General features: G+C 71.1%; 24 protein-coding genes. 13 read left to right on the forward strand and 11 right to left on the reverse strand.

Annotation, left to right across the window (positions count from 1 at the left end; translation table 11 throughout):
• The first annotated feature begins 228 nt into the window (after nt 1-228).
• The 3 genes from ACYVLT_RS33140 to ACYVLT_RS33150 all read left to right on the forward strand — a co-directional run bounded on the left by ACYVLT_RS33140 (nt 229) and on the right by ACYVLT_RS33150 (nt 3367).
• Entirely contained in the window at nt 229-1485 is a 1257-nt protein-coding gene (locus ACYVLT_RS33140) for an extracellular solute-binding protein (protein WP_461124061.1), read from the forward strand.
• A gap of 68 nt (nt 1486-1553) precedes the next feature.
• Nucleotides 1554-2474: a carbohydrate ABC transporter permease gene (locus ACYVLT_RS33145; RefSeq protein WP_461124062.1), complete on the forward strand. Its 921-nt coding sequence runs from the start codon at nt 1554-1556 to the stop codon at nt 2472-2474.
• Complete coding sequence (locus ACYVLT_RS33150; protein WP_461124063.1) at nt 2474-3367, forward strand: sugar ABC transporter permease; 894 nt, start codon at nt 2474-2476, stop codon at nt 3365-3367. The genes ACYVLT_RS33145 and ACYVLT_RS33150 overlap by 1 nt, the downstream gene beginning before the upstream one ends.
• A 37-nt stretch (nt 3368-3404) precedes the next feature.
• On the opposite strand, the gene ACYVLT_RS33155 is transcribed toward ACYVLT_RS33150, so the two are convergent.
• Nucleotides 3405-3806: a PIN domain-containing protein gene (locus tag ACYVLT_RS33155; RefSeq protein WP_461124064.1), complete on the reverse strand. Its 402-nt coding sequence runs from the start codon at nt 3804-3806 to the stop codon at nt 3405-3407.
• Entirely contained in the window at nt 3799-4071 is a 273-nt protein-coding gene (locus ACYVLT_RS33160) for a PhdYeFM domain-containing protein (RefSeq protein WP_461124065.1), read from the reverse strand. The genes ACYVLT_RS33155 and ACYVLT_RS33160 overlap by 8 nt, the downstream gene beginning before the upstream one ends.
• A 224-nt stretch (nt 4072-4295) precedes the next feature.
• Between ACYVLT_RS33160 and ACYVLT_RS33165 the strand changes: the two genes are divergently transcribed.
• The 10 genes from ACYVLT_RS33165 (at nt 4296) to ACYVLT_RS33210 (ending at nt 14855) form a co-directional block, all read left to right on the forward strand.
• On the forward strand, nt 4296-5396 hold the full coding sequence (locus ACYVLT_RS33165; RefSeq protein WP_461124066.1) for an ABC transporter ATP-binding protein: 1101 nt from the start codon (nt 4296-4298) through the stop codon (nt 5394-5396).
• Nucleotides 5397-5552: 156 nt separating this feature from the next.
• Nucleotides 5553-6524, forward strand: coding sequence for a metal ABC transporter solute-binding protein, Zn/Mn family (locus tag ACYVLT_RS33170; protein ID WP_461124067.1), 972 nt, complete (start codon nt 5553-5555; stop codon nt 6522-6524).
• Entirely contained in the window at nt 6521-7354 is an 834-nt protein-coding gene (locus ACYVLT_RS33175; protein WP_461124068.1) for a metal ABC transporter ATP-binding protein, read from the forward strand. The genes ACYVLT_RS33170 and ACYVLT_RS33175 overlap by 4 nt, the downstream gene beginning before the upstream one ends.
• Nucleotides 7354-8184, forward strand: a complete 831-nt coding sequence (locus tag ACYVLT_RS33180) for a metal ABC transporter permease (protein WP_461124069.1) — start codon at nt 7354-7356, stop codon at nt 8182-8184. The genes ACYVLT_RS33175 and ACYVLT_RS33180 overlap by 1 nt, the downstream gene beginning before the upstream one ends.
• A 136-nt stretch (nt 8185-8320) precedes the next feature.
• Nucleotides 8321-9058 (forward strand): GntR family transcriptional regulator, encoded by a 738-nt coding sequence (locus ACYVLT_RS33185; protein WP_461124070.1) that lies wholly within the window; start codon nt 8321-8323, stop codon nt 9056-9058.
• 140 nt (nt 9059-9198) lie between these two features.
• Nucleotides 9199-9426 carry an indolepyruvate ferredoxin oxidoreductase subunit alpha gene (locus ACYVLT_RS33190; protein ID WP_461124071.1) on the forward strand — a complete coding sequence of 76 codons (228 nt, stop codon included), beginning with the start codon at nt 9199-9201 and terminating at the stop codon, nt 9424-9426.
• A gap of 11 nt (nt 9427-9437) precedes the next feature.
• Entirely contained in the window at nt 9438-10802 is a 1365-nt protein-coding gene (locus tag ACYVLT_RS33195; RefSeq protein WP_461124072.1) for an ABC transporter substrate-binding protein, read from the forward strand.
• On the forward strand, nt 10802-11572 hold the full coding sequence (locus ACYVLT_RS33200; RefSeq protein ID WP_461124073.1) for an ABC transporter permease: 771 nt from the start codon (nt 10802-10804) through the stop codon (nt 11570-11572). Before ACYVLT_RS33195 ends, ACYVLT_RS33200 begins: the two co-directional genes overlap by 1 nt.
• Complete coding sequence (locus ACYVLT_RS33205; protein ID WP_461124074.1) at nt 11569-12234, forward strand: ABC transporter ATP-binding protein; 666 nt, start codon at nt 11569-11571, stop codon at nt 12232-12234. Before ACYVLT_RS33200 ends, ACYVLT_RS33205 begins: the two co-directional genes overlap by 4 nt.
• Entirely contained in the window at nt 12234-14855 is a 2622-nt protein-coding gene (locus tag ACYVLT_RS33210; protein ID WP_461124075.1) for a fumarate reductase/succinate dehydrogenase flavoprotein subunit, read from the forward strand. Before ACYVLT_RS33205 ends, ACYVLT_RS33210 begins: the two co-directional genes overlap by 1 nt.
• Before the next feature lie 232 nt (nt 14856-15087).
• On the opposite strand, the gene ACYVLT_RS33215 is transcribed toward ACYVLT_RS33210, so the two are convergent.
• From ACYVLT_RS33215 to ispD, 9 genes are all read right to left on the reverse strand, one after another.
• Nucleotides 15088-16488 carry a GGDEF domain-containing protein gene (locus tag ACYVLT_RS33215; protein ID WP_461124076.1) on the reverse strand — a complete coding sequence of 467 codons (1401 nt, stop codon included), beginning with the start codon at nt 16486-16488 and terminating at the stop codon, nt 15088-15090.
• Between the two features lie 302 nt (nt 16489-16790).
• A complete protein-coding gene (locus ACYVLT_RS33220; RefSeq protein ID WP_461124077.1) occupies nt 16791-18014 on the reverse strand; it encodes an MFS transporter in 1224 nt (407 codons plus the stop codon).
• A 360-nt stretch (nt 18015-18374) separates the two neighbouring features.
• Nucleotides 18375-19796, reverse strand: a complete 1422-nt coding sequence (locus ACYVLT_RS33225; protein WP_461124078.1) for an MBOAT family O-acyltransferase — start codon at nt 19794-19796, stop codon at nt 18375-18377.
• A gap of 205 nt (nt 19797-20001) precedes the next feature.
• On the reverse strand, nt 20002-20970 hold the full coding sequence (rlmB, locus tag ACYVLT_RS33230) for a 23S rRNA (guanosine(2251)-2'-O)-methyltransferase RlmB (RefSeq protein ID WP_360454214.1): 969 nt from the start codon (nt 20968-20970) through the stop codon (nt 20002-20004).
• A 4-nt stretch (nt 20971-20974) separates the two neighbouring features.
• The gene (gene cysS, locus ACYVLT_RS33235) at nt 20975-22366 is read right to left on the reverse strand and encodes a cysteine--tRNA ligase (RefSeq protein WP_461124079.1); all 1392 of its coding nucleotides are present in this window, start codon (nt 22364-22366) and stop codon (nt 20975-20977) included.
• Between the two features lie 45 nt (nt 22367-22411).
• Entirely contained in the window at nt 22412-23023 is a 612-nt protein-coding gene (locus ACYVLT_RS33240) for an HAD family hydrolase (RefSeq protein ID WP_461124080.1), read from the reverse strand.
• A 147-nt stretch (nt 23024-23170) separates the two neighbouring features.
• Nucleotides 23171-23566, reverse strand: a complete 396-nt coding sequence (locus ACYVLT_RS33245) for a PPOX class F420-dependent oxidoreductase (RefSeq protein WP_461124081.1) — start codon at nt 23564-23566, stop codon at nt 23171-23173.
• 5 nt (nt 23567-23571) lie between these two features.
• Nucleotides 23572-24045, reverse strand: coding sequence for a 2-C-methyl-D-erythritol 2,4-cyclodiphosphate synthase (gene ispF, locus ACYVLT_RS33250; RefSeq protein WP_461124082.1), 474 nt, complete (start codon nt 24043-24045; stop codon nt 23572-23574).
• Nucleotides 24042-24752, reverse strand: a complete 711-nt coding sequence (gene ispD, locus ACYVLT_RS33255; RefSeq protein ID WP_461124083.1) for a 2-C-methyl-D-erythritol 4-phosphate cytidylyltransferase — start codon at nt 24750-24752, stop codon at nt 24042-24044. Before ispD ends, ispF begins: the two co-directional genes overlap by 4 nt.
• Between the last annotated feature and the right edge of the window lie 10 nt (nt 24753-24762).

The following is a 24762-nucleotide window of genomic DNA, read 5'->3' on the forward strand; positions in this document are numbered from 1 at the left end:
CCTCGCTGACTCGTGCGTGACCTCGGGTGCCGTGCAGCCTGCCGTCAGCGGCAAAATTTTGCAACGCCCACCGTGGTTTCCGCCACCCGTGCTGCGCCGTTACGGCTTGGTTACGTCAAGACCCTTGACCCGGCCCTGGTCGGCGGGATGAAATCCGCGTCAACAATTTCGCAAGTTCTTGCAAGAGCCTTCATCACGGTGGAGGCCGCAGGAGGGACGACAGCAACGATGCGACGTACCACCCTCGTGACCGCAGTGGCGGCAGTCGGCGCCCTCGTCCTCACCGCGTGCGGTGGTGGCGACGGCGGATCGGCGTCCGGCGACTCCGGTGAGATCACCTTCTGGGACACCAGCGGCCCCAACGAGAGCCCGGTGTTCACCGCGATCGCGCAGGAGTGCGCGACCAAGGGCGGTTACAAGGTCAAGACCGAGACGGTCGCCTTCGACCAGGCGCTCAACAACTACCGGACCGCCGCGCAGGGCGGTCAGGGCCCGGACGTCTTCCGCGCCGAGGTCGCGTGGGTGTCGCAGCTGGCCAAGCTCGGCTACGTGGTCGACCTGACCGGCACGGAGCTGGCGAGCGACACGTCCGACTTCCTGGAGACCCCGCTCGGCTCCACCAAGTACGACGGCAAGACCTACGGCGTGCCCCAGGTGACCGACTCGCTGGCGCTGTTCTACAACAAGAAGACGCTGGCCGACGCCGGCGTCGAGCCGCCGAAGACGTGGGACGAGGTCAAGACCGCGGCGGCCAAGCTCGGCGGTGAGAAGACGATCTTCATCAACAACGACGCGTACTACGCGCTGCCGTTCATCTACGGCGCGGGCGGCGACCTGGTCGACGCCGACGCCAAGAAGATCGTGGTCAACTCCGCGGCCAACGTGAAGGCGCTGGAGACCGCCAAGGGCCTGCTGGACGCCAAGGCCGCGTCCACCGCGCTGGACCCGGCGAACTCCTACAACAACATGCAGGCCGCGTTCACCTCCGGCGAGGTCGCCATGGTGGTCAACGGCCCGTGGTCGGTCGCCGACTACCTCAAGGGCGCGGCGTTCGCCGACCCCGCCAACCTGGGCATCGCGCCCGTCCCCGGCGCCACCGCGGGCGAGGGCTCCGCGCCGGTCGGCGGCCACGACTACGTGATCCGCCAGGGCACCAAGGCCAAGGACTCGTCGGTCAAGTTCATCGCCTGCATGAGCAGCACCGAGTCGCAGGTGCGCGTCGCCAAGGAGCTGGGCCTGCTGCCCACCCGCAAGTCGGCCTACGACAACGCCGACGTGAAGGCCCACGCGGTGGTCTCCGCGTTCGAGCCGGTCGCCACCGCCGCCCACCCGCGCGCGTGGATCCCGGAGGGCGGCCAGCTGTTCGACCCGCTGAAGATCGCCTACGCCGACGTGCTGGCGGGCAAGAAGGACGCCAAGACGGCGCTGGACGAGGTCGCCAAGGCCTACAAGGACACCGTCGTCCCCGAGTACACCGTCGGCTGACCATCCCCCGCGGCGCCCGGCCCCGCCCCTCGGGGCCGGGCGCCGCGGGGAGGCGAAGGGAGACTTCGGTGCGCAGGTTCCTGGACCGGCACTGGTACGCGTACGCGATGGTGCTGCCGGTCGTGCTGGTCATCGCGGTGTTGGTGCTGTTCCCGCTCGCCCAGGGCGTGTTCTTCACCTTCACCGACATCAACGAGGGCAACATCGCCAACCCGATCCTGGACCGGCCGGCGACCTACGTCTCCGTAGGCCTCGACAACTACCTGAACGTGCTGTCCGGCGACGCCAGCTACGGCGCGTTCTGGTCGACGCTGGTCCGCACGCTGATCTGGACGTTCGGCTGCGTCTTCTTCCACTACACGATCGGCCTGGGCCTGGCGCTGCTGCTCAACCGGGAGGTGCGCGGCCGGTCGGTGTACCGGGTGCTGCTGATCCTGCCGTGGGCGGTGCCCGCGTTCATCAGCGCGTTCGCGTGGAAGTACATGTTCAACGCGCAGTACGGGATCATCAACCAGTTCCTGCGCTTCCTCGGCCTGGACGACCCGCCGGTGTGGCTGGGCCAGTCGGACTGGGCGCTGGTCGCGGTGATCATCGTCAACGTGTGGCTCGGCGTGCCGTTCATGATGGTGGCGCTGCTCGGCGGTCTCCAGTCGATCCCCGGCGACCTCTACGAGGCCGCGGAGGTCGACGGCGCGACCGCCTGGCAGCGGTTCCGCAACGTGACGCTGCCCGGCCTGCGGTCGGTGTCCGGCACGGTGGTGCTGCTGGGCATCATCTGGACGTTCAACATGTTCGCGATCATCTACCTGATCACCGGGCCGAACCCGAACACCCGGATCCTGGTGACCTACGCGTTCGAGCGGTTCTTCTCCGGCGCGTCCCGCGACTTCGCGGTGGCGTCGACCTACGGCGTGCTGATCCTGTCCGTGCTGCTCGTGTTCGCGGGCGTGTACCGGCGCGCGCTGCGCAAGCAAGGCGAGGTGTGGTGATGACGGTCGAAGCCGCGTCGTTGAAGGCGGTCCCGCAGGCCCGTGCGCGCTCGCGCTCGCGACGGTCGCCGCTGGCCGCCGTCGGGCTGCACGGCGCGCTGGTCGTGGCGTCGCTGATCGCGGTGTTCCCGGTGTTCTGGGTGCTGGTGACGTCGTTCAAGCCGGACGCCAAGGCCGTGGAGACCACGCCGAAGCTGGTCAACGACTCCAGCCTGGACAACTACGGGCGGATCCTGGCCGGCGAGAAGGGCGACTTCCTGGCCTGGTTCGGCAACTCGGTGCTGATCGCGCTGATGACCACGGTGCTGGCGGTGTTCCTGTCCGCGACCACGGGGTACGCGGCGTCGCGGTTCCGGTTCCCGGGCAAGCGGTCGCTGATGCTGTCGTTCCTGGTCGTGCAGATGTTCCCGTTCGCGGTGCTGATCGTGCCGCTGTACAACATCCTGCTCGACCTGGGGTTGCAGGGCACGTCGCTCGGCCTGGTGCTGGTGTACTGCACGACCGCGGTGCCGTTCTGCACGTACATGCTGAAGGGGTACTTCGACACCATCCCCACCGACATCGACGAGGCGGGGCGGGTGGACGGCCTGTCGCCGTTCGGCGTGTTCTGGCGGCTGGTGCTGCCGCTGGCGCGGCCGGGCCTGGCCGTGACCGCGTTCTACGCGTTCCTGACGGCGTGGGGCGAGGTGGCGTTCGCGTCGGCGTTCCTGTCGGCGGCGGACGAGTCGAAGACGCTGGCCGTGGGGTTGCAGGTGTTCGTGCAGCAGAACCGGACCGAGTGGGGCCACCTGGCGGCGGCCTCGATCCTGGTCGCGATCCCGGCGGTCGTCGTGTTCTACCTGGTGCAGAAGTTCCTGGTGACGGGCTTGTCGTCGGGTGCGGTGAAGGGCTGAACCGGGCGGGGCCTCCGCTTCGCGCGGAGGCCCCCGCTCAGACCTCGATGACCTCGACCAGCGATTCGAGGCCGACGAAGTCCTTGGCGTTGCGGGTGTAGAGCGGCAGGTCGTGGCACGACGCGATGGCGGCGATCATCAAGTCCAACTTGCGTGACCGAGGGTCGCGGTTCGCCGCGATCGTGAGTCCCACCAGGCTGCCGTACCGGGTTGACGCGCGAGCATCGAAGGAAAGTGGGTCGAAGTCCACGATCGCGGCGGCCAGTTGTGCTGTCCGGGCGGCGCGGGTCATCGCGTCCCTCGCGGCTACCACGCCGTGGTGCAACTCGGCCATCGTGATCGTGGTCAGTCCGGGAACGTCCGGCAGGACCCTCGGGTGCAACACGTCGAGGTCGATGTACGTGGACGTGTCCAAGACGCCGGATTGGCGATCAGCCACGGCTGCGCTCCCAGGGGTCGTCGTCGTTGCGATCGACACCGACGACTTCTTCGATATCCGCGCGCATCTCCGCGAGGTCGACCCGCGGCAGGCACTTGTGCCGCTCGACGAGCTCGGTCGCGGTCCACGGCCGCCCGTCCGCTCGCGGGTAGAGCTCGATGACTTCGCCGTGCCGACCCGTGACGCGGAGCGCATCACCGGGTTCGAGTGCTTCCAGTGCTTCTGCGGGGTTCTGGTCGAACTCCCGTTGGCTGATGACCTTCACAGCGGAGAGGCTAGGGAACCCGCGACGGCCGCACCAGCGGTAAGACCGCTGGTCAAAGGCCTGGACCGGGCACCTCGATCGGGCGGCTGTCGCACCGTCGGACCTGGCGGGCAGCGGGCACCGGTGGCGCTGAACCGATCCGGAACTAGACCAATTCACCCGTTCCCGTAAGCGCTTGCAATCCCTAGCGTTGCGGCAAAGCTAGGTAGTGAAAGGTGCGTGGCATGGCTGAGGTCTCCTACGTCAAGGCTTCGCGGATCTTCTCCGGCAACCCGCCGGTCCGCGCGGTCGACGAGCTGTCGTTGGACGTCACCGACGGCGAGTTCCTGGTGCTGGTCGGTCCGTCCGGCTCCGGCAAGTCCACCGCGCTGCGGATGCTCGCGGGTCTGGAGGACGTCGACGAGGGCGCCATCCACATCGCCGGCAAGGACGTCACCAACGTGCCGCCCAAGGGCCGTGACATCGCGATGGTGTTCCAGTCCTACGCGCTGTACCCGCACATGACGGTCGCGGAGAACATGGGCTTCGCGCTCAAGCTGCGCGGCGTCAACAAGGCCGAGATCAAGCAGAAGGTCTCGGAAGCGGCCAAGATGCTCGACCTGGAGAAGTACCTGGAGCGCAAGCCCAAGGCGCTGTCCGGCGGTCAGCGGCAGCGCGTCGCGATGGGCCGCGCGATCGTCCGCGAGCCCTCCGTGTTCCTCATGGACGAGCCGCTGTCCAACCTGGACGCGAAGCTGCGCGTGGAGACCCGCGCGAACATCGCCGCCCTCCAGGCGCGGCTGGGCACCACCACGATCTACGTCACGCACGACCAGGTCGAGGCCATGACCATGGGCCACCGGGTCGCGGTGCTCAAGGACGGCCTGCTCCAGCAGTGCGACACCCCGCGCGCGCTCTACGACAAGCCGGCCAACGCGTTCGTCGCCGGCTTCATGGGCTCGCCCGCGATGAACCTCAAGACCGTGCCGCTGACGTCGGAGGGCGCGAAGCTCGACGGCATCGTGGTGCCGCTGGAGCGCCGCATGATGGACAAGGCCGCCGGTGAGGGCCTGTCCGAGGTGACGTTCGGCATCCGGCCCGAGTCGCTGGCCCTGGTCAGCTCCTCCGAGCAGGGCATGGACATGACCGTCGAGCTGGTCGAGGAGCTGGGCGCGGACGCGCTCATGCACGGCTCGATCCGCATCGGCGACGTGCCCGAGCGGTTCGTGGTCCGCGTGGACGGCCGCACGCCGCCCACCCTGGGCCAGACGGTGAAGATCGCCGTGCGCGACGCCACCGAGGTCCACCTGTTCCACCCGGAGACGGGCCACCGCCTCACCGACTGATCCACACCCCGCAGGGGCCACCTCGCCGCAGGGCGGGAGTGGCCCCTGTGGTGCGTAAAACACCCGGTCGGTGGACGTGTCGGTAGCGGAGCGTTCTAAACTGAACTCGACAACGGTTTCCATTGCCTATGTGTCAGCCTGTCGAGGAGTGCTCTGATGATCGTCCGCAACGCGTTGCTCGGCGCGGTGGCCGCCGCGACCGCCGTCGTCCTCACCGCCTGCGGCGCCCAGGACACCCCGGCCGCGAACACCGACGGCAAGATCAAGGTCGTGTCCTCCACCAACGTGTGGGGCAGCGTGGTCAAGGCGGTCGGCGGTGACGCCGTCGAGGTGACCTCGATCATCGACGACCCGTCCGGCGACCCGCACTCCTACGAGAGCAAGCCGTCCGACCTGGCCGCGGTGCGCGACGCCAAGCTCGTCATCTTCAACGGCGGCGGCTACGACGACTTCTTCGCCACGCTGCTCGGCCCCGAGACCGAGTCCGCCAAGAAGATCGAGGCGTTCCCGGTGTCCGGCAAGGCCTCCGGGCACGACGAGCCGTCCGCCGAGCCCGAGACCTCCGCCGAGCCGGAAGGCCACGCCGAGGGCGAGGAGGGCCACGACCACGCCGTCAACGAGCACGTCTGGTACGACTTCGAGACCGTCCGCAAGGTCGCCGACCAGGCCGCCGCCGACCTCGGCGCGATCGCGCCGGACAAGAAGGCGACCTTCGAGGGCAACGCCGAGGACTTCGCCGCCAAGCTGACCGGGCTCGAACAGCGCGTCGCGGGCAAGGGCGCGGGCAAGAAGGTGGTGGCGACCGAGCCGGTGGCGCACTACCTGCTCGACACCGCGGGCGTCGAGGACGTCACCCCCGAGTCGTTCAGCGAGGCCGTGGAGAACGAGACCGACATCCCCGCCGCCGCGCTCGCCGAGGTCACCCGGCTGATCGAGCAGAAGCAGATCACCGCGGTGGTCAACAACGCGCAGACCGAGAACGCGGGCACCAACCAGGTGGTCGACCAGGCCAAGGCGGCGAACCTGCCCGTGGCGGAGGTGACCGAGACGTTGCCGGAGGGCGTCACGGGTTACCTTGACTGGATGACGAAGCAGGTCGATTCGCTGGTGGGAGCGCTCGGCGCATGAGAGGGCCGGGCACGACAGCCGAGGTGACGGACAGGTCGACGGCCGCGGCCGTGGCGTTGCGCGGCGCGCGGTTGTCCTACGGCGACCGCGTGCTGTGGGACGGGCTGGACCTGGACGTCGCCCCCGGCGAGTTCGTGGCCGTCCTCGGACCCAACGGCTCCGGCAAGACCAGCCTCATCCGGGTGCTGCTCGGCCTGCAACCGCTGTCCGCGGGCACCGTGCGCGTCGCCGGCGGCAACCGGCGCATCGGGTACGTCCCGCAGCAGCGGGCGATCGACTCGACCCTCGCCCTGCGCGGCCGCGACCTGGTCGGTTTCGGCCTGGACGGGCACGGCTGGGGCATCGGCTGGCGCCACCGGCGCGAACGGCGGACCAGGGTGGACGCGGCGCTGGAGTCCGTCGGCGCGACCCGGTACGCCGACGAGCCGGTCGGCCTGCTCTCCGGCGGTGAGCAGCAGCGGTTGCGGGTGGCGCAGGCCCTGGTCGGCGACCCCGAGGTGCTGCTGTGCGACGAGCCGTTGCTCTCGCTCGACCTGCACCACCAGCGCGTGGTCAGCGACCTGATCGACGCGCGGCGCCGGGCCGCGGGCACCGCCGTGCTGTTCGTGACCCACGAGATCAACCCGATCCTGCCGCTGGTCGACCGGGTGCTGTACCTGGTCGAGGGCCGGTTCCGGATCGGCACGCCCGCCGAGGTGATGACCTCGCGGACGTTGACCGAGCTGTACCGCACGAACGTCGAGGTGGTCCGCGTGCGCGACCAGATCCACGTGGTCGGCGCGCAGCACGTGTGCGAGGACGAGCCGCACCACCTGGCGGATGAGGGCTGATGGAGGGCTTCTTCGACGTCGGGCTCACGCTCGAGCTGCTCGGCTACGTCCAGCCGATGCTCATCGCGGGTGCGGTGCTGGGGCTGCTGGGCGGGCTGCTCGGCCCGCTCGTGGTGACCCGCAAGATGGCGTTCGCCGTGCACGGCACGAGCGAGCTGGCGTTCACCGGCGGCGCGGCGGCCCTGCTGATCGGGATCGGCGTCGGGTACGGCGCGCTGGCCGGGTCGGTCGTCGCCGCCCTGCTGCTGGGGCTGCTGAGCTCGCGTGACTCCGACCGCGACTCGGTGATCGGCGCGATCCTGGCGTTCGGCCTCGGCCTCGGGATGCTGTTCCTGGCCCTCTACAACGGACGGGCGGCGAACAAGTTCGGCCTGCTCACCGGGCAGGTGGTGAGCGTCGGGTCGACCGACCTGTGGCTGCTCGTCGGCTCGTCGCTGGTCGTGCTGGTGGTGCTGGCGCTCATCTACCGGCCGCTGCACTTCGCCAGCGTGGACGCCGCCGTGGCCGTGGCTCGCGGCGTGCCGGTGCGGACGCTGTCGCTGGTGTTCGCGGTGCTGGTGGGCGTGGCGACGGCGTTGAGCGTGCAGCTGGTGGGCGCGCTGCTCGTGCTGTCGGTGATGATCACGCCCGCGGCGGCCGCGACCAGGGTCACCGCGAGCCCGGTGCGGGCCACCGTGCTGGCCGTGGTGTTCGCCGAGGTGTCCGTGCTGGGCGGGATGGTGCTGTCGCTCGCGCCGGGCATGCCGGTGAGCGCGTTCGTCACCGCGGTCTCCTTCTTGATCTACCTGGTCTGCCGGTTGGCGAGCCGCAAGCGGGAACGCGTCCAGTAGGTGGGACGGGCTCGCGGTGGCGCAGCGGCCCGGGGGCGACGCGCTTGCGCTGGTCAACGACGGCACCCCGGCTGACCTGGGTGGCGTAACAGCGCCGTAACAATGCGCCCCCGGTCGGTGCCCCAGACTGTGGCGCATGAGCAGCAGCGCACCGGAACGGCGCCTGCGCGCCGACCGGGCGCGGCAGGCCGCCGACGTGATCCGCCAGCAGGTCGTGCAGCGCGCGTTCCCGGACGGCGTGCTGCCCGACGAGCGGTTCCTGGCCGCCGAGTTCTGCGCCTCCCGCAACACCATCCGCGAGGCGCTGGACCTGCTGCGCGAAGAGGGCCTGATCGAACGGGTGCCGGGCGTCGGCACGGTCGTGGTGACCGAGAAGTACTCCCACGGCCTCACCCAGCTCATGGGGTTGGCCGAGACGCTGCACGAGCACGGCGAGGTCACCAACGACGTGCGCGCGGCCGGGCCGATCAAACCGCCCTCCTCGGTGGCGCGGCGGTTGCGGCTGGCCGACGGCGAGCAGGTCGTCTACGTGGAGCGGCTGCGCCGGCTGGGCGGGCTCCCACTCTCGCTCGACCTCACCTACCTGGCCCTGGACGTCGGCGAGCCGCTGCTGGCCGAGGACCTGCGCAACCGGGACATCTTCTCGCTGATCGAGCAGACCTCGGGCCGTCGCCTGGGCACCGCGGCCGTCACCCTGGAGGCGGTGAACGCCGACCTGCACTCGGCGGCCGTGCTGGAGGTGCCGAGGGGCTCGGCGCTGCTCGTGGTGGAGCGGCTGAGCCACTTCGCCGACGGCCGCCCGGTGGACCTGGAGTTCATCCGGATGCGCGGCGACCGGCTGGCCATGCGCGCCGAGTGCCGGAGGACGCCGTGAACGTCGCCCCGCGCTTCCGCCTGCACGTGGACCTGCGCCGCCAGGCCTCCGCGATCTGTCGCTGACCCCACCGCACGTCCCCTTCCCGACCTGGCACCTCGGGCGCTCCCGCGCGCCCGGAAAACCCTCAGGAGCACGCGATGGCCCTGGTCAACAACCGCGTCGACGTCCCGGTGACGATCGACGAATCCCTCTGCATCGACGGCTGCCGGCTGTGCGTGGACATGTGCCCGCTCGACTCGCTGGCCATCCACCCGGAGACCGACAAGGCCTACATGCACGTGGACGAGTGCTGGTACTGCGGCCCGTGCGCCGCCCGCTGCCCCACGGGCGCGGTCCAGATCAACATGCCCTACCTGCTGCGGTGAAGGGGAACGCGATGCGCAAGCTCATCACGGCCGCGGTGGTGCTCACCGCGCTCATCGCGCCGACCGCGCTGACCGCGTGCGGGACCGGGTCGGCGGCGGGTGACGCGGTGCCCGTCGTGGTCGGCTACCAGTCCAAGACCATCAACACCGTCACCGCGGGCACCCTGCTGCGGGAACTGGGCCACTTCGAGCGGCGGCTCGACGAGCTGGGCCGCCGCACCGGCAAGAAGTACGAGGTCACCTGGCAGGACTACGACACCGGCGCGCCGATCACCGCGCAGATGATCGCGGGCAAGGTCGACATCGGCTCGATGGGCGACTACCCGCTGCTGATCAACGGCTCCCGCACGCAGGCGGACGGCGACGAGGGCACCCGGATGGTGTCGGTGACCGGCTACAACGTGCGCGGCGCGCTCAACATGGTGGTCGTCCGGCCCGACTCCGCGGCCAGGACCCTGGCCGACCTCAAGGGGCAGAAGGTGTCCGCCAGCGTCGGCTCGGCCGGCCACGGCACCCTGGTGCGGGCGCTGGGCGGCGTCGAGGTGACGGTGGAGAACCAGCAGCCGTCGGTCGGCGCGTCCGCGTTGCAGGCGGGCAGCGTGGCCGCGCTGTCGCAGTTCGTCGCGTGGCCGGGCCAGCTGGTGTTCGCCAACCAGGCCAGGTTGCTCTACGACGGCGCCGCGCTGAACTACCCCACGCTGCACGGCGTGGTGGTGCGCAAGCCGTTCGCCACCGAGCGGCCCGACGTGCTGGCCGAGTTCCTGCGCGCCCAGCTCGACGCCACGAAGTACCTGCACGAGCAGCCGCTGGCGGCGGCCGAGGTCGTGGCGAAGGCGACCGGCCTGCCGGCGGAGGTCGTCTACCTCTACAACGGACCCAACGGCATCGCCACGTTCGACCTGTCGCTCAAGCCGGTGCTGCGGCAGGCGCTCAAGGACGACGTGCCGCTGCTCAAGTCCATCGGCAACATCGAGGAGCTGGACGTCGACCGGTTCATCGACGACGGCCCGCTGCGCGAGGTCATCGGCGAGGGCAGCGCGGACACGGTCAACCCGGCCCGGATCACCGGCACGGACACCGCGTGCGGCGTCGAGGTGTCCGACCCGGCCACGGCGGGCGAGGCGTGGTTCGAGGGCGAGCCGGGCACCCGGCCCGCGGCCACGCCCGAGTGCCTGCTGAGGCTGGTCAAGAGCACGAACGGGAAGCTGCGCACGGCCTACGTGCCGGACGCGGAGACCGGCACCCGCTGGTTCGCCGAGCACGCGTTCTGGGTGCGGGAGGGCGGTCGGCTGCTGCCCTTCACCACGCGTGCGGCGGCGGAGCGGCACGGCGCGGTGCTGACGTTCGCCGAGGCGCTCGAAGCGGTGGGCGCCTGATGTCCGGGCGCTGGGTGACGCGGGTGGCGTCGCTGGCCACCGGGCTGCTGCTGTGGCAGGTGCTGACCGCGACCGGCACGCGGCTGTGGCTGCGGTTCGACCAGTTGCCGACCGTGGTGGAGGTGGCCGAGCGGTTCGCCCGCCAGGTGGTGCTGCCGGAGTACTACCAGGACCTGGCCAACAGCCTGGCGCGGATCGGCGGCGGGTTCCTGCTGGCCGCGCTGCTCGGCATCACGCTCGGCGTGGTGGTGGCGCGGGTGCGGCTGCTGGGCGACCTGCTGCAACCGCTGCTGGAGGTGGTCCGGCCGATCCCGGCGATCGCGCTGGTGCCCATCGCGATCCTGCTGTTCCCCACCGACGAGCAGGGGATCGTGTTCATCACGTTCGTCGCCGCGTTCTTCCCGATCCTGGTCAGCACCAGGCACGCGGTGCGGGCGCTGCCGACCATCTGGGAGGACGCGATCCGCACCATGGGCGGCAGCCGGTGGCAGGTGCTGCTGAAGGTGGTGCTGCCGGGCACGCTGCCCGGCGTGTTCGGCGGGCTGTCGGTCGGCATGGGCGTGTCCTGGATCTGCGTGATCTCGGCGGAGATGATCTCCGGCCAGTTCGGCGTCGGCTACCGGACCTGGCAGGCCTACACGGTGGTCGACTACCCCGGCGTGCTCGTCGGCATGATCACCATCGGCCTGCTGGGCTGGCTCACGTCCTCCGCGGTGGAGCTGCTGGGCCGCCGCGCCACCCGCTGGTTGCCGAGGGGGGTTCCGGCATGACGGTGGTGGTCGAGAACCTGACCGCGGGCTACGGCCGCACGCCCGTGCTGCGGGACGTCGACCTGGAGGTCGCCCGCGGCGAGCTGCTGGTGGTGGCCGGTCCGTCCGGCTGCGGCAAGTCCACGCTGCTGCGCGCGGTGGCCGGGCTGCTGCCCATCGCGGCCGGCCGGGTGCTGGTGGACGGCGAGCCGGTGCGCGGCACGTCCAAGGACCGGGCGGTGGTGTTCCAGGACGACGGCCTGCTGCCGTGGCGCAGCGCGTCGCGCAACGTCGAGCTGCCCCTGACCCTCCAGGGCGTGCCGCGGGCGGCGCGGCGCGAGCGGGCCCGGGTGTGGCTGGACCGGGTCGGCCTGGCCGACTTCGGGCACTACCTGCCGCGCGAGCTGTCCGGGGGCATGCGGCAGCGCGTGCAACTGGCCCGCACGCTCGCGCAGGCCCCCAAGCTGGTGTTGATGGACGAGCCGTTCGGCGCGCTGGACGCGCAGACCCGGGCGGCGATGCAGGAGTTGGTGGTCGAGGTGCTGCGGGAGACCGGGACGACGACGATCTTCGTCACGCACGACGTGGACGAGGCGGTGCGGTTGGGCGACCGGGTGGTCGTGCTCGGCGCGGGCGAGGTCGACGTGCGGCGCGAGGCGATCCTGGCGGCGGTGATGGGCTGATGGAGATCCCACCGGTCACCGAGCGCACCGAGCTGAGCTGCGACGTGCTGGTCATCGGCGGTGGCACGGCCGGCTCGATGGCCGCGATCACCGCCGCCGAGCACGGCCGTGACGTGCTGCTGCTGGAGAAGGCCCACGTGCGGCACTCCGGGGCGCTGGCCATGGGCATGGACGGCGTGAACAACGCGGTCATCCCCGGCAAGGCCGCCCCGCGCGACTACGTCGCCGAGATCACCCGCGCCAACGACGGCATCGTCGACCAGCGCACCGTGATGCAGACCGCCACCCGCGGCTACGACATGGTGCGCCGGCTGGAGCGGTACGGGGTGAAGTTCGAGAAGGACGAGGCGGGGGAGTACCACGTCCGCCAGGTGCACCGGTCCGGCAGCTACGTGCTGCCCATGCCGGAGGGCAAGGACGTCAAGAAGGTCCTCTACCGGGTGATGCGGGAGCGCCGGATGCGCGAGCGGATCACCATCGAGAACCGGGTGATGCCGGTGCGGGTGCTGGTGTCGGGCGGCCGGGCGGTCGGCGCGGTCGGGTTCAACACCCGCACCGGCGAGTTCGTCACCGTGGCCGCGGGCGCGGTCGTGCTGGCCACCGGCGCGTGCGGCCGGCTCGGCCTGCCCGCCAGCGGCTACCTCTACGGCACCTACGAGAACCCGACCAACGCGGGCGACGGCTACTCGATGGCCTACCACGCGGGCGCGGAGCTGTCCGGCATCGAGTGCTTCCAGGTCAACCCGCTGATCAAGGACTACAACGGGCCCGCCTGCGCGTACGTCGGCAACCCGTTCGGCGCCTACCAGGTCAACGCGCTCGGCGAGCGGTTCGTGGACTGCGACTACTGGTCCGGGCAGATGATGGCCGAGGTGGCGGCCGAGATCGCCTCCGACCGCGGTCCGGTGTACCTGCGCACCACCCACCTGCCGGAGGAGTCGCTGGCGGCGCTGGAGACGATCCTGCACACCACCGAGCGGCCCACGCGCGGCACGTTCCACGCCGGGCGCGGGCACGACTACCGCACGCACGACGTGGAGATGCACATCTCCGAGATCGGGCTGTGCGGCGGGCACTCGGCCAGCGGCGTGTGGGTGGACGAGAACGGCGCGACCACCGTGCCCGGCCTCTACGCGGCGGGCGACCTGGCGTGCGTGCCGCACAACTACATGCTCGGCGCGTTCGTGTTCGGCGACCTGGCGGGCGCGCACGCGGCCGAACACCACGGCGCGCCGGCGCCGCTGCCGCAGGACCAGGTCGAGGCCGCGCACGAGCTGATCTACCGGCCGCTGCGCCACCCGGACGGCCCGCCCCAGCCCCAGGTCGAGTACAAGCTGCGCCGGTTCGTCAACGACTACGTGGCGCCGCCCAAGACCGGCACGAAGCTGGAACTGGCACTGGAGGCGTTCGTCCGGATGACCGGCGAGATCGAGGCGATGGGCGCGCGGACGCCGCACGAGCTGATGCGCTGCGCCGAGGTGTCGTTCATCCGCGACTGCGCCGAGATGGCCGCCCAGGCCTCGCTGACCAGGACGGAGAGCCGCTGGGGCCTCTACCACGACCGGGTCGACCTGCCGGAGCGCGACGACGAGTCGTGGTTCCACCACCTCAACCTGCGCAAGGACGCCGAGGGCCGGATGGAGTTCGTGAAACGGCCCGTGCACCCGTACCTCGTGCCGGTGGAGGGCTTCGTGCCGCCGCCGGGTGAGGTGGAGGTGCTGCCCGGGCGGGTGCTGGCGGCCGCGGTCACCGGCGAGCAGGCGGCGCGGTCGCGGCGCGGCGCCGACTCGCCGCGGCTGCTGGAGCTGCTGGCCCTGGCCGACGCGCAGCCGGACCTCGCCGCGATCACGCCGTACCTGGGTGACGAGGACCCGGCCGTGCGCCGCGCGGCGGTGGCGCTGCTGACCGAGGTGGTGCCGGCCGGGTTCGAGTTCGCCCTGGTCGAGGCGATGTCCGACGCGGAGGTGTCGGTGCGCGACGCGGCGGGTGCGGGGCTGCGGGAGCTGGTGGAGGTGGTGCCGCCGAGCCCGGGGCTGCGGGCGGCCCTGGCGCGGTCACCGCTGCGGGCGGTCGCGCTGGAGGTGCTGTGGGCGTTGAAGCTCGGCGACGAGGCGACCTACGCCGCCGCGCTGGCCGACCCGGTGCCGGCGGTCCGCGCGGCGGCGATCCGGGGCCTGGTGGCGGTGCGGGCGGCCGACGCGCTGGCGCTCGCGGCCGACGACGCGGAACGGGAGCTGCGCGTGCTCACCGCCAAGGGGCTCGGCACGTTGCGCGCCCGGCCGGACACCCTGCTCGCGCTGGCGCACGACGCCGACCCGCTGGTGCGCGCCGCCGCGCTGGAGGCCGGCGCGGGTTTCGCCGAGCTGCGCGCGCCGGCCGCCCTGGCGTTGGCCGACCCCGGCTGGCAGGTGCGCGTGGGCGCGGTGTGGGCGGTCGACCGCCCGGACGCCGTGGTCGGTGCGCTCGACGACCCCAACCTCGACGTGCGGAAAGCGGCCGTCCGGGTGCTCGCCAAGTGGGCCGACCGACCCGAGGTGGTGGCCGCCCTGCAAGGGGCCTTGGACGACTCGGACGCGGACGTGCGCGCCTACGCGCGGCAAGCCCTGCCCAAGCAGCACTAGAAAAGTTCGGTCAAGACGTTTGGGATCGGTCGAAAGCGGGTACACCATCCGTTAAGGGGGCACCAGGGCCCGCGCGGCGGGCCGCGCGGAGACGGGTGCCATGCGGACCAGCACGAGCACGCTCGCGAACCACCACCGCGGTCGCGGTGGTGGTTCAGGGCGTGCTCCTCGCCGTGCGCGCGACCGACGTGCCCGGCACCACCGCGAGCACGCCCGGGGCGTCTCCGGCGCCTTACGCGGTGCGGGTCGCCTCGGCGGCGCCCTGCTCGGCGGCGTCGCCCACCGGCTGGTCCACCCGCGGCGCGGGCAGCAGCCGGACCTCGCCGGCGGCCACCCGGACCTGGTTGCGGCCGTTCTCCTTGGCCGCGTAGAGGGCCGCGTCCGCGCAGTGCTGCCCGTCCACGAGGCACTCGCCGTTGTCCGGCAGCACGGCCACGCCGATGGACGCCGAGATGGCGCGCACGTCCGGCCCGTCCCCGGTCAACGGCAGGTTCCGGCCCCGCAGGGTCACGGTGTTGCGGTGCTTGTCGGTGGTCACCACGGACATCTCGCCGATCGCCTCGCGCACCCGTTCGGCGATGGCGGTGCCCTGCGCCAGGCCCGTGTCGGCGAGCACCACGACGAACTCCTCGCCGCCGTCGCGCCCGGCCACGTCGCCCGGCCGCAGCTTCTCCCGCAGGATCCGACCGACCTCGGCCAGCACGGCGTTGCCCGCCGGGTGGCCCCAGGTGTCGTTGATCCGCTTGAAGTGGTCCAGGTCGATGGCCAGCACGGTCACCGGCTGCCCGTCGTGGCGGCAGCGCTCGGTGAGCCTGCCCCCGTACTCGGCCAGGCCGTTGGTGTTGAGCAGCCCGGTCCGGTAGTCGGTGTGCGCGTCCTCGGCCAGCCGCGCCTGGAGCTGCTCCTGCTCGCGCAGCAGCCGTTCGAGGTGCGACCGCCGCTGCGCCGCGTGGTAGAGCAGCGCGTTCACCAGGATGACCGGGAAGACCAGCAGCAGCGGGCCCACCCAGTGCGTGGTCATCAGCATGCCCAGCATGGCGCCCGCGCCCAGCGTGCTGAGCTCCAGCATGTTGTCCGCCCGCGAGCCCAGGAACTCCTGGATGCGGGTGTGCGGGGTGACGATCTTCAACGCGATCGCGATGTTCATGCCCTGCGCGCCCCAGTTGACCACCCCGGCCACGATGAGCACGAGCACCAGGCCCAGGTCGGTCGGGATGCGGCCGGTGGCCAGCAGCGACAGCCCGGACAGGTGCACCACGGCCCACGCCAGCATGGTGCCGCCGAGGATGCTCGCGGAGCTGAACACGAACCGGTACGGCTGGCGTCGCGCGATCGGCTGGATCAGGATGCGCATCCAGATCGTGGCGAGCACGGCCAGCGCGCCCGGCAGCGCGATCGCGGCGGCGAACGTCCACACCGACGTGAGGTCGATGTGCGGACCGGCCGACTCGTTGCGCCGCGACTCCTCGGCCCGGCGGACGATCATCAGGTGCACGGTGATCGCGAACATCACCGCGCCGAATCGCAGCCAGTCGGCGTTCGAGACCGAGTCCAGGCCGGTGAGCAGCCAAACGGCGGCAGCCGCTACGGCCGATTCGATGACGAAGAAGTACACCAGTGCGGCCGGTCGCAACGTCCACAGATCCCAGTTGCGAATCGAGGGCCGGCCGACTGCCCCAGATGCGTTCTGGTCAGTCAAACTGTTCTTCACCACGACCCCCTACCCTCTGCCCGGCGTCGCGTGGCGAACGCCGTTCGCAGCGGCACGTCCGTGCCCGAGATGCGCACTGAGGAGGTGTTCGCCATGCGCAACCGCGACATGTGACCACCTCCCTCCATCCCGGACCGAATGTTCACCGTACGTGCCCGCGGGCTAGCGGGCCGCAGCCGAGGGGTCCTTCATGTTTGACAATCGCGATATGTGATGAGTCCGTTTCAGATCGCCACCGCCTTCGGATCGTTCCGGGTGCGGGCCCGTCGCCAGGCTACGGTCGCCTGAGTGGCGAGCAACAGCCCGATGCCGCCTGCACCCGCGATCGTCGCGGTCACCGAGCCGATCGAGTGCGCCACGACGCCGGCCAGCGCCATGCCGCCGCCCTGCGACGAGCGCAGCGCGGCACGGCCGATGCCGTACGCCCGACCGCGGTAGGCGTCGGGCAGGATGCGCATCCACGCCGAACGCGCGGGCGTGTGATACGCACCGGCCATACCTGCTATGACCAGCAGTGCGATGGTCCAGGTCAGGTTCGGGTTCAGCGCGAACATGACCAGAGGGGCCAAGGACAGTATGGCGAGCGGACCGATGAGCCGCTCGCGCTTCGCCGGATCGCGCACCACCCGGAACAGCACGGCCACGCCGAGGACGTTGGCGGCGGGCTCGATCGCCAGGATCAGGCCGACGGCCCACACCGCGTCCAGACTCGCCGCCAGGGGCACGGCGAGTCCCTCGGGAACCATGGCCAGACCAGCCAGCAGGCGCATGCCCATCAGGCTGCGCAGCCGGGGTTCGGTGACCAGCAGCGTGAACGCACCCCTGGGTCCTTCGGGATCCCGCTTGGCGCCGCGCGGGTCGGCGGCCGGTCGGTGCTTGACCGACAGCTGCACCACGATCGCCACCCACACGAACGTGGCCGCGTCGATCGCGAGCGCGATGTTGGCGCTGGTGCCGATGACCAGGAAGCCCGCGGCGGCCAGGCCGGCCATCTGGGCGATGTCCACAGAGGTGCCGAACACGGCCACGCCGTCGTCGTAGCGCTTCTCCGGCAGCACGTGGGGCAGGCTCGCCTCCTGGGCGGCCAGGAACGGCGACGAGATCATCAGGACGATGACCAGCAGCACGATCATCACCCACAGCGGCACGCCCGGCACGGCCATCAGGCCGACCAGGGCGGCTTGCAGCCACGCGCACCACACCATCACCGTGCGGCGGGGGAAGCGGTCCGCGACCCAGCCCAGCAGCGGGCCGGAGACCAGCGGCGGGAACAGCGTCAACGACCAGGTCAGGGCGGTCCACGCCGCCGACTGGGTGCGCTCGAACACCAGGAGCGACAGGGCCACCGCCGCGAGTTGGTCGCCGACGGTCGACACCGTCGAGCCGATCCACATGCCGCGGAACTCGCGGTTGCCCACGAGCGCGCGGATGGTCCCCCCGGAAGTCACAACTCCCCCAGGTTGGTCGGCCCCGATGAGTGAGTCACGTTACCCCCACCCGAAGTAACAATTCCCTCGGTTAGCACGGTAGAAGCTGCCGGATGTGCAATCTCTGTCCTACCACACTGTGTACCCGAACGGAGCAGGTCGGTTACATAAAGTAGTTACAACGGCGAAAAATCGCCCACTTATTCTTCACAGTTGACGGTAGGTGACACGGCGTGAGCAATCCTCGCCTACCCTACGTCGATCGGGGCGCCATTGGGGTACGGCGGCGCTGGTCCGACCGGGCCAGCGCGTTCCTGCCGTCGCCGACTCGCCTCGCCCGGGTGACGAGTCAATTGTTGAACATTGGCCGCGTGTCGATCTTCAGAACTGGTAGTACAGGAACGGGCTGAACGTGCCGCTCGCCACCAGGATCGCCGCGTAGCCGACGCCCAGCGTCATCAGGGAGACCCTGGCCGCGGTGGCGATCTTGTCCCGCGAAGACTCCAGGTAAGGCCCGCTCACCGGGTGGTCGGGCATTGCGACAATCGCCAGCGCGAGCACCAGCAGAACAATCCGCTGATTGGTCGCCACGGCGGCCACGGCTTCGGTCAGCCCGCCGAAATCCGGCCACAGCAGGTGGCCGAGGATTGTGAACGCCGTACCGAGGTCGGCGGATCGGAAGAACACCCAGCCGATTACCACCAGCAACATGGTCAAGGCCCGGCGGGCAATTCGGGTACGCGTAGTGACCGGCGGTGAATCCCAGCCGAATCGGCGCTCCAGCACGAGCAGCCCGCCGTGGAACAAACCCCACGCCAGGAACGTCCAGTTGGCGCCGTGCCAGAAACCCGTGAGCACGAAAACGATCGACAGGTTCCGGTACGTCTGCAGCACGCCGCCGCGGTTGCCGCCGAGCGGGATGTAGACGTAGTCGCGGAACCAGCGCGACAGCGACATGTGCCAGCGGCGCCAGAACTCGGTGATCGTGACCGACGAGTAGGGGCGGGCGAAGTTCTCCGGCAGCCGGAAGCCGAGCATGCGGCCCAGGCCGATGGCCATGTCCGAGTAGCCGGAGAAGTCGAAGTACAGCTGGAGCGTGTAGCCGATCGCGCCGAGCCAGGCGATCGACGTGGTCATCTCGTCGGCCGGGGTGGCGAAGCAGGCGTCCACCATCGGCGCGAGCGAGTCGGCGATGATCACCTTCTTGCACAGCCCCAGGGCGAACCGGGGGAAGCCCGCCGCGACGTCGTCCCAGCGGTGCATCCGCGACTGCGGCAGCTGGTCGGCGATCTCCCGGAAGCGCACGATCGGGCCCGCCACGAGCTGCGGGAACATCGCGATGTAGGTGACGAACGCGACCGGGTCGCGCAGCGCCGGGCGTTCGCCCCGGTAGACGTCGACCACGTATGAGATGTGGTGGAACGTGTAGAACGAGATGCCGATGGGCAGCGCGAGCTCGACCACCGGCAGGTCGGCGCCGACGACGGCGGCGATGTCGTGCAGCTGCTCGGTGGCGAACCCGGCGTACTTCCAGATCAGCAGCACGCCCAGGTTGAGCGCGATCGAGCCGACCAGGACCAGCCTGCGGTCGCCGGGGGCGCCCGGCTCCAGCCGCCGCCCGGCCAGGTAGTTGCCCGCCATGCAGGCCAGCAGCAGCAACGTCGTCCCGCCCGCGCCGGAGACGTAGAACAGCAGGCTCGCCACGGCGACCACGCCGTTGCGCCAGTTCCTGGGCGTGGCGAGGACGGTCGCGAGCACGACCGGGAGGAAGAACCACAGGAACAACGGGCTGGCGAAGGACATCGCCGCAGACCTTATCCGCCGCTCACGCGCTCCCGACGCGGATCACTCACAAACCGTCCCACCTCACACGCCGACCCACCCCGAACGCCGAACTCACCGTCCCCGACCGTACGACTCACGCACCCTGAACGTACGACTCACGCGAGAGTCCTACGTTCAGAACGCGAGAGTCCTACGTTCAGGTACCCCGAGTTCAACGCTCAGGTCAGGCGCGGACGTCCAGGCGGCGTCGGCGGGCGACCTCGGCCAGCACGACACCGGCCGCGACGGAGGCGTTCAACGACTCCACGCCGGCCGCCATCGGGATGGACACCGTCTGGTCGCACGTCTCCTTGACCAGGCGAGACAGCCCCCGGCCCTCGGAACCGACGACGACCACCAGCGGCCCGGTGGCCAGGTCCAGCCCGTCCACGTCCACGTCGCCGTCCGCGTCCAGGCCGATGATCATCAGCCCGGCCTCGGCCCACTCCTTGAGCTGACGGGTCAGGTTCGTCGCCACCGCGATCGGCATCCGCGCCGCCGTGCCCGCGCTGGTCCGCCACGCCACCGCGGTGATCCCCGCCGAACGGCGCTGCGGCAGCACGACCCCCTGCGCGCCGAACGCCGCCGCCGACCGCACCACCGCACCCAGGTTGCGCGGGTCGGTCACCCCGTCCAACGCCACCAGCAACGGCGGCCGACCGGACTGGTTCGCGATCTTGAGCAGCTCCCGCGGCTCGGTGTACTCGTACGGCGGCACCTGGAGCCCGAGCCCCTGGTGCATCGCGCCGCCGGTGATCCGGTCCAGCTCACCGCGCTGCACCTCCAGCACCGAGATGCCGCGGGTGGCCGCCAGCTGCACCGCCTCGGCGACCCGGTCGTCCGCGTCGATGCCCAGCGCCACGTACAGCGCCGTCGCCGGGATGCCCGCACGCAGGCACTCGACCACCGGGTTGCGCCCGGCCACGGTCTCCGGGCCGTTCTCGGCGGCCTTGCGCCGCTGCGTGCGGACCTGGTCGGCCTTCGCCGCCGCGGTGGCGCGCTTGTACGCGGGGTGGTTCGGTCGTTCCGCCGCCTTGGGCGTCGGGCCCTTGCCCTGCAAGCCCTTCGACTTCTGCCCGCCGGAACCGACGACCGCGCCCTTCTTGGAGCCGGGGTTGCGCATGGCGCCCCGGCGCTTGGAGTTACCAGCCACGAGCTCAGTCGTCCTTCAACGTCCACAACGGACCGTCGGGGGTGTCCTCGACGGCGATACCGGCCAGCAGCAGGTGATCGCGCAGCGCGTCCGCGCGCGCGAAGTCCCTGTCCTTGCGGGCCTGCGACCGCTCTTCCAGCAGCCGGTCCACCAGCACGCCCAGCGCGTGCCTGCCCGCGCCACCCGCCGCGGCGTCGTGCCACCGCGGTGACAGCGGGTCCAACCCGAGCACGTCGGTCATCGCGCGCACGGACTCGGCCGCGGCACGCGCGCCCAGGTCGTCACCCGACTCCAGGGCCGTGTTCCCCTCGCGCAGCCGCTTGTGGATCGCGGCCAACGCGCCGGGCGTGCCCATGTCGTCGTCCATCGAGGCCACGAACGCGGGCGACAGCTCGCCGGTCACGTCCACGGCCCCGGTGCGCTCGACCACGCGCCGCAGGAACGACTCGATCCGGCGGTAGGCCGACACCGACTCGTCCAACGCCTCGGGCGAGTACTCGATGTGCGACCGGTAGTGCGGCCCCACCAGGTAGTACCGCAGCTCGGGCGCCCGCACCCGCTCCAGCATCGCCGGGATCGACACCGTGTTGCCGAGCGACTTGGCCATCTTCTCGCCGCCCATGGTGACCCAGGCGTTGTGCATCCAGTACCGGGCGAACCCGTCACCGGCCGCCCGCGACTGCGCCTGCTCGTTCTCGTGGTGCGGGAAGATCAGGTCGATGCCGCCGCCGTGGATGTCGAACGTGCCGCCGAGGTACGCGGTCGCCATCGCCGAGCACTCCAGGTGCCAGCCCGGCCGGCCCGGACCCCACGGCGTCGGCCACGACGGCTCGCCCGGCTTCGCCGCCTTCCACAGCGTGAAGTCGCGCGCGTCGCGCTTGCCGGTCGCGGCGGACTCGCCCTGGTGCACCTCGTCCAGCTTCTGCCCGGACAGCGCGCCGTACTCGGGGAACGACGTCACCGAGAAGTACACGTCGCCCTCGGAGGCGTACGCGTGGCCCTTCTCGATGAGGCGCTCCATCAGCTCGACCATCTGCGTGACGTGGCCCGTCGCGCGCGGCGAGTAGGAGGCGGGCAGGCAGCCCAGCGCGTCGTAGGCGGCGTCGAACGCCAGCTCGTTGCGGTAGGCCCACTCCCACCACTCGGCGCCGTGCTCGGCCGCCTTGGCGAGGATCTTGTCGTCGACGTCGGTGACGTTGCGCACCAGCCGCACGGTCGAGCCGTCACGGCCCAGCCAGCGCCGCAGCACGTCGAAGTTGAGGCCGCTGCGCACGTGCCCGATGTGCGGAACGCCCTGCACCGTGGCCCCACACACGTAGATCGACGCCGTTCCGCTGACCTGCGGGACGAATTCCCGCATGGACCGGGTCGCGGTGTCGAATAGGTGGAGGCTCACGTGGAGATGGTACGGGCGATGACCGCCGGGGGTTGAATCGCCCGGTCAAATGTGCTTGCGCAGGACCTGCAGCAGAGCGTCCGGGCGGCTGCCGGTGGGGAGCGGCTCGACGATCTCCACCGCGCACCCGACGGCCGCCGCGCCGCCGTCCGCCACGGCGCTGTCGCCGATCATCAGCGCCTCGCTGGGGTGCACGCCCAGGCGGTCGCAGGCGATGCGGAAGATCTTCGGGTCCGGCTTGGCGACGCCCTCCTGGTAGGACAGGACGAACTCGTCCACCCGGCTCTCGACGCCGTGACGTGCGAAGACGGCGCGCACGTCCCAGGCGATGTTGCTGACGACCGCGGTCGGCACCTCGCTGCCAAGCGCTTGCGCGGTGTCCGGGTAGGGCTGCCAGAACGGCGGGCTGCACAGGTCGGCGTAGAACTGGTCCGGATCCTTCGCGCCCGCCTTCGTCAGCACCGCGAGGTGCATCTCGCGGTGGGCGTCGGGGTCGAGGTCGCGGCGTTCCCACTGCTCGGGATCGACGTCCAGGCCCTCCGCCACGCCGACGGGCGCGGTGAGCGCGAGCATCAGCTCGGCGTGGGCGGCCAGCGAGTCGTGCTCCAAGCGGAACAGGGTGCCGGAGAAGTCGAAGAGCACGGCGCGGATCGTCACGGAAAACACGCTACGTGGTCCGGACATCGGAGGTCTCACCCCGCAGGCGAACCGAGACCAGCCTCACTGTGTTGGATTGCCGCTGCTCCGCGGACGGCGGGCGACGCGACCTCGCGGCAGGGGGCGAGGAAAGGGGGAGGGGGTGGCTCAGGTGGCGTTGCCGGTGACCTTGGTCGGGGTCAGGCGCAGGACGACGCGGAGCTTGTCGGGGGACTCGGTGGGGAAGTCCTGGCCCGTGTACTTCCGGGAGAGGGCGTTGGCCAGGGCGCGGTCGGTGTCGTCGGCGATGGTCACGGTGCCCCGGATCTCCGCGTAGACCTCGGGGTCGGCGTTGCTCCACACGCTCACGCTGGCCCGCGGGTCGCGCCGGAGGTTGCGTTCCTTCGCGCGGTCGCGCAGCGTCGAGAACAACAGGTCGTCGCCGTCCCGGGCGACCCACAGCACCGATGTCTGCGGGCTGCCGTCCGGGTTGAGCGTGGCCAGCACGACGTAGTTCCGCTCGTCGAGCAGGGCGCGCGTCGCCGCGCTGAGGGTGACCGCCATGCGGCTCAGGCTAGCGGGACGATCAACGCGGTCGCGATGGCGGCGATGCCCTCGCCCCGCCCGGTCAGCCCCAGGCCGTCGGTGGTCGTGCCGCTCACCGACACCGGGCCGCCGACCGCCGCGGACAGCACCTCCTGCGCCTCGTCCCGGCGCCTGCCGATCTTCGGCGCGTTGCCGATGACCTGCACGGCGGCGTTGCCGACCTGGTAGCCGGCCTCCTCGACCAGGCGGCGGGCCTCGGCCAGGAACTCCACGCCGTGCCGGCCGGACCACCGCGGGTCGCTCGTGCCGAACACCGCGCCCAGGTCGCCCAACCCCGCGGCGGACAGCAACGCGTCGCACAGCGCGTGCGCGGCCACGTCACCGTCCGAGTGGCCGGCGCAACCGTCCGCGTCCTCCCAGCGCAGGCCGGCCAACCAGCACTCGCGGCCGCGTTCCACCTGGTGGACGTCCGTGCCGATGCCCACCCTGGGTATCACGGTGCTCCCTCGTTCCCGACCAGCAGCGCCTCGGCCACGGCGAGGTCGAACTTCGTGGTGATCTTCATCGCGTCGGGGTGGCCGGGCACGGTGACGACCGGCACGCCGAGCCGTTCCACCAGGCCCGCGTCGTCCGTCGCACCCGACCCGGCCTCGTGGGCGGCGTCGTGCGCGCGCAGCAGCACGGCCGCGTCGAAACCCTGCGGGGTCTGCACGACGCGCAGCGACGACCGGTCGGGTGTGGCGACCACGACACCGTCGCCGTCGACCTCCTTGACCGTGTCCGCCACCGGCAGCACCGGGATGACCGCCGGGTGACCAGCGGCGACGGCCTCCACGACGGCCCTTACCACGGCGGGCGGCGTGAACGCGCGGGCGGCGTCGTGAACGAGCACGATGGAAGTGTCGGGGATCTCACGCAGCGCGTACGTTAGAGCCAGGCGCACCGAGTCCGACCGCTCGGCGCCACCGGCCACGACGTGCACCGCCCCGTCGGCTGGGGCCAACGGGGCGGTGACGGTACTCACAATGTCCACATCGGACGGCGGTGCGGCGACGACTACGTGCCGCACGCAGCCGGAGTCGAGAAGGCCACGCACCGCACGCACGAGCAGCGGAACGCCGTCGACCGGCACGAGCGCCTTGGGCATGCCATAGCCCAACCGCTCACCCCGGCCCGCCGCGGGCACGAGCGCGACCACACCCATGTTCGCGGTT

The sequence above is a fragment of the Saccharothrix stipae genome (assembly GCF_054781895.1).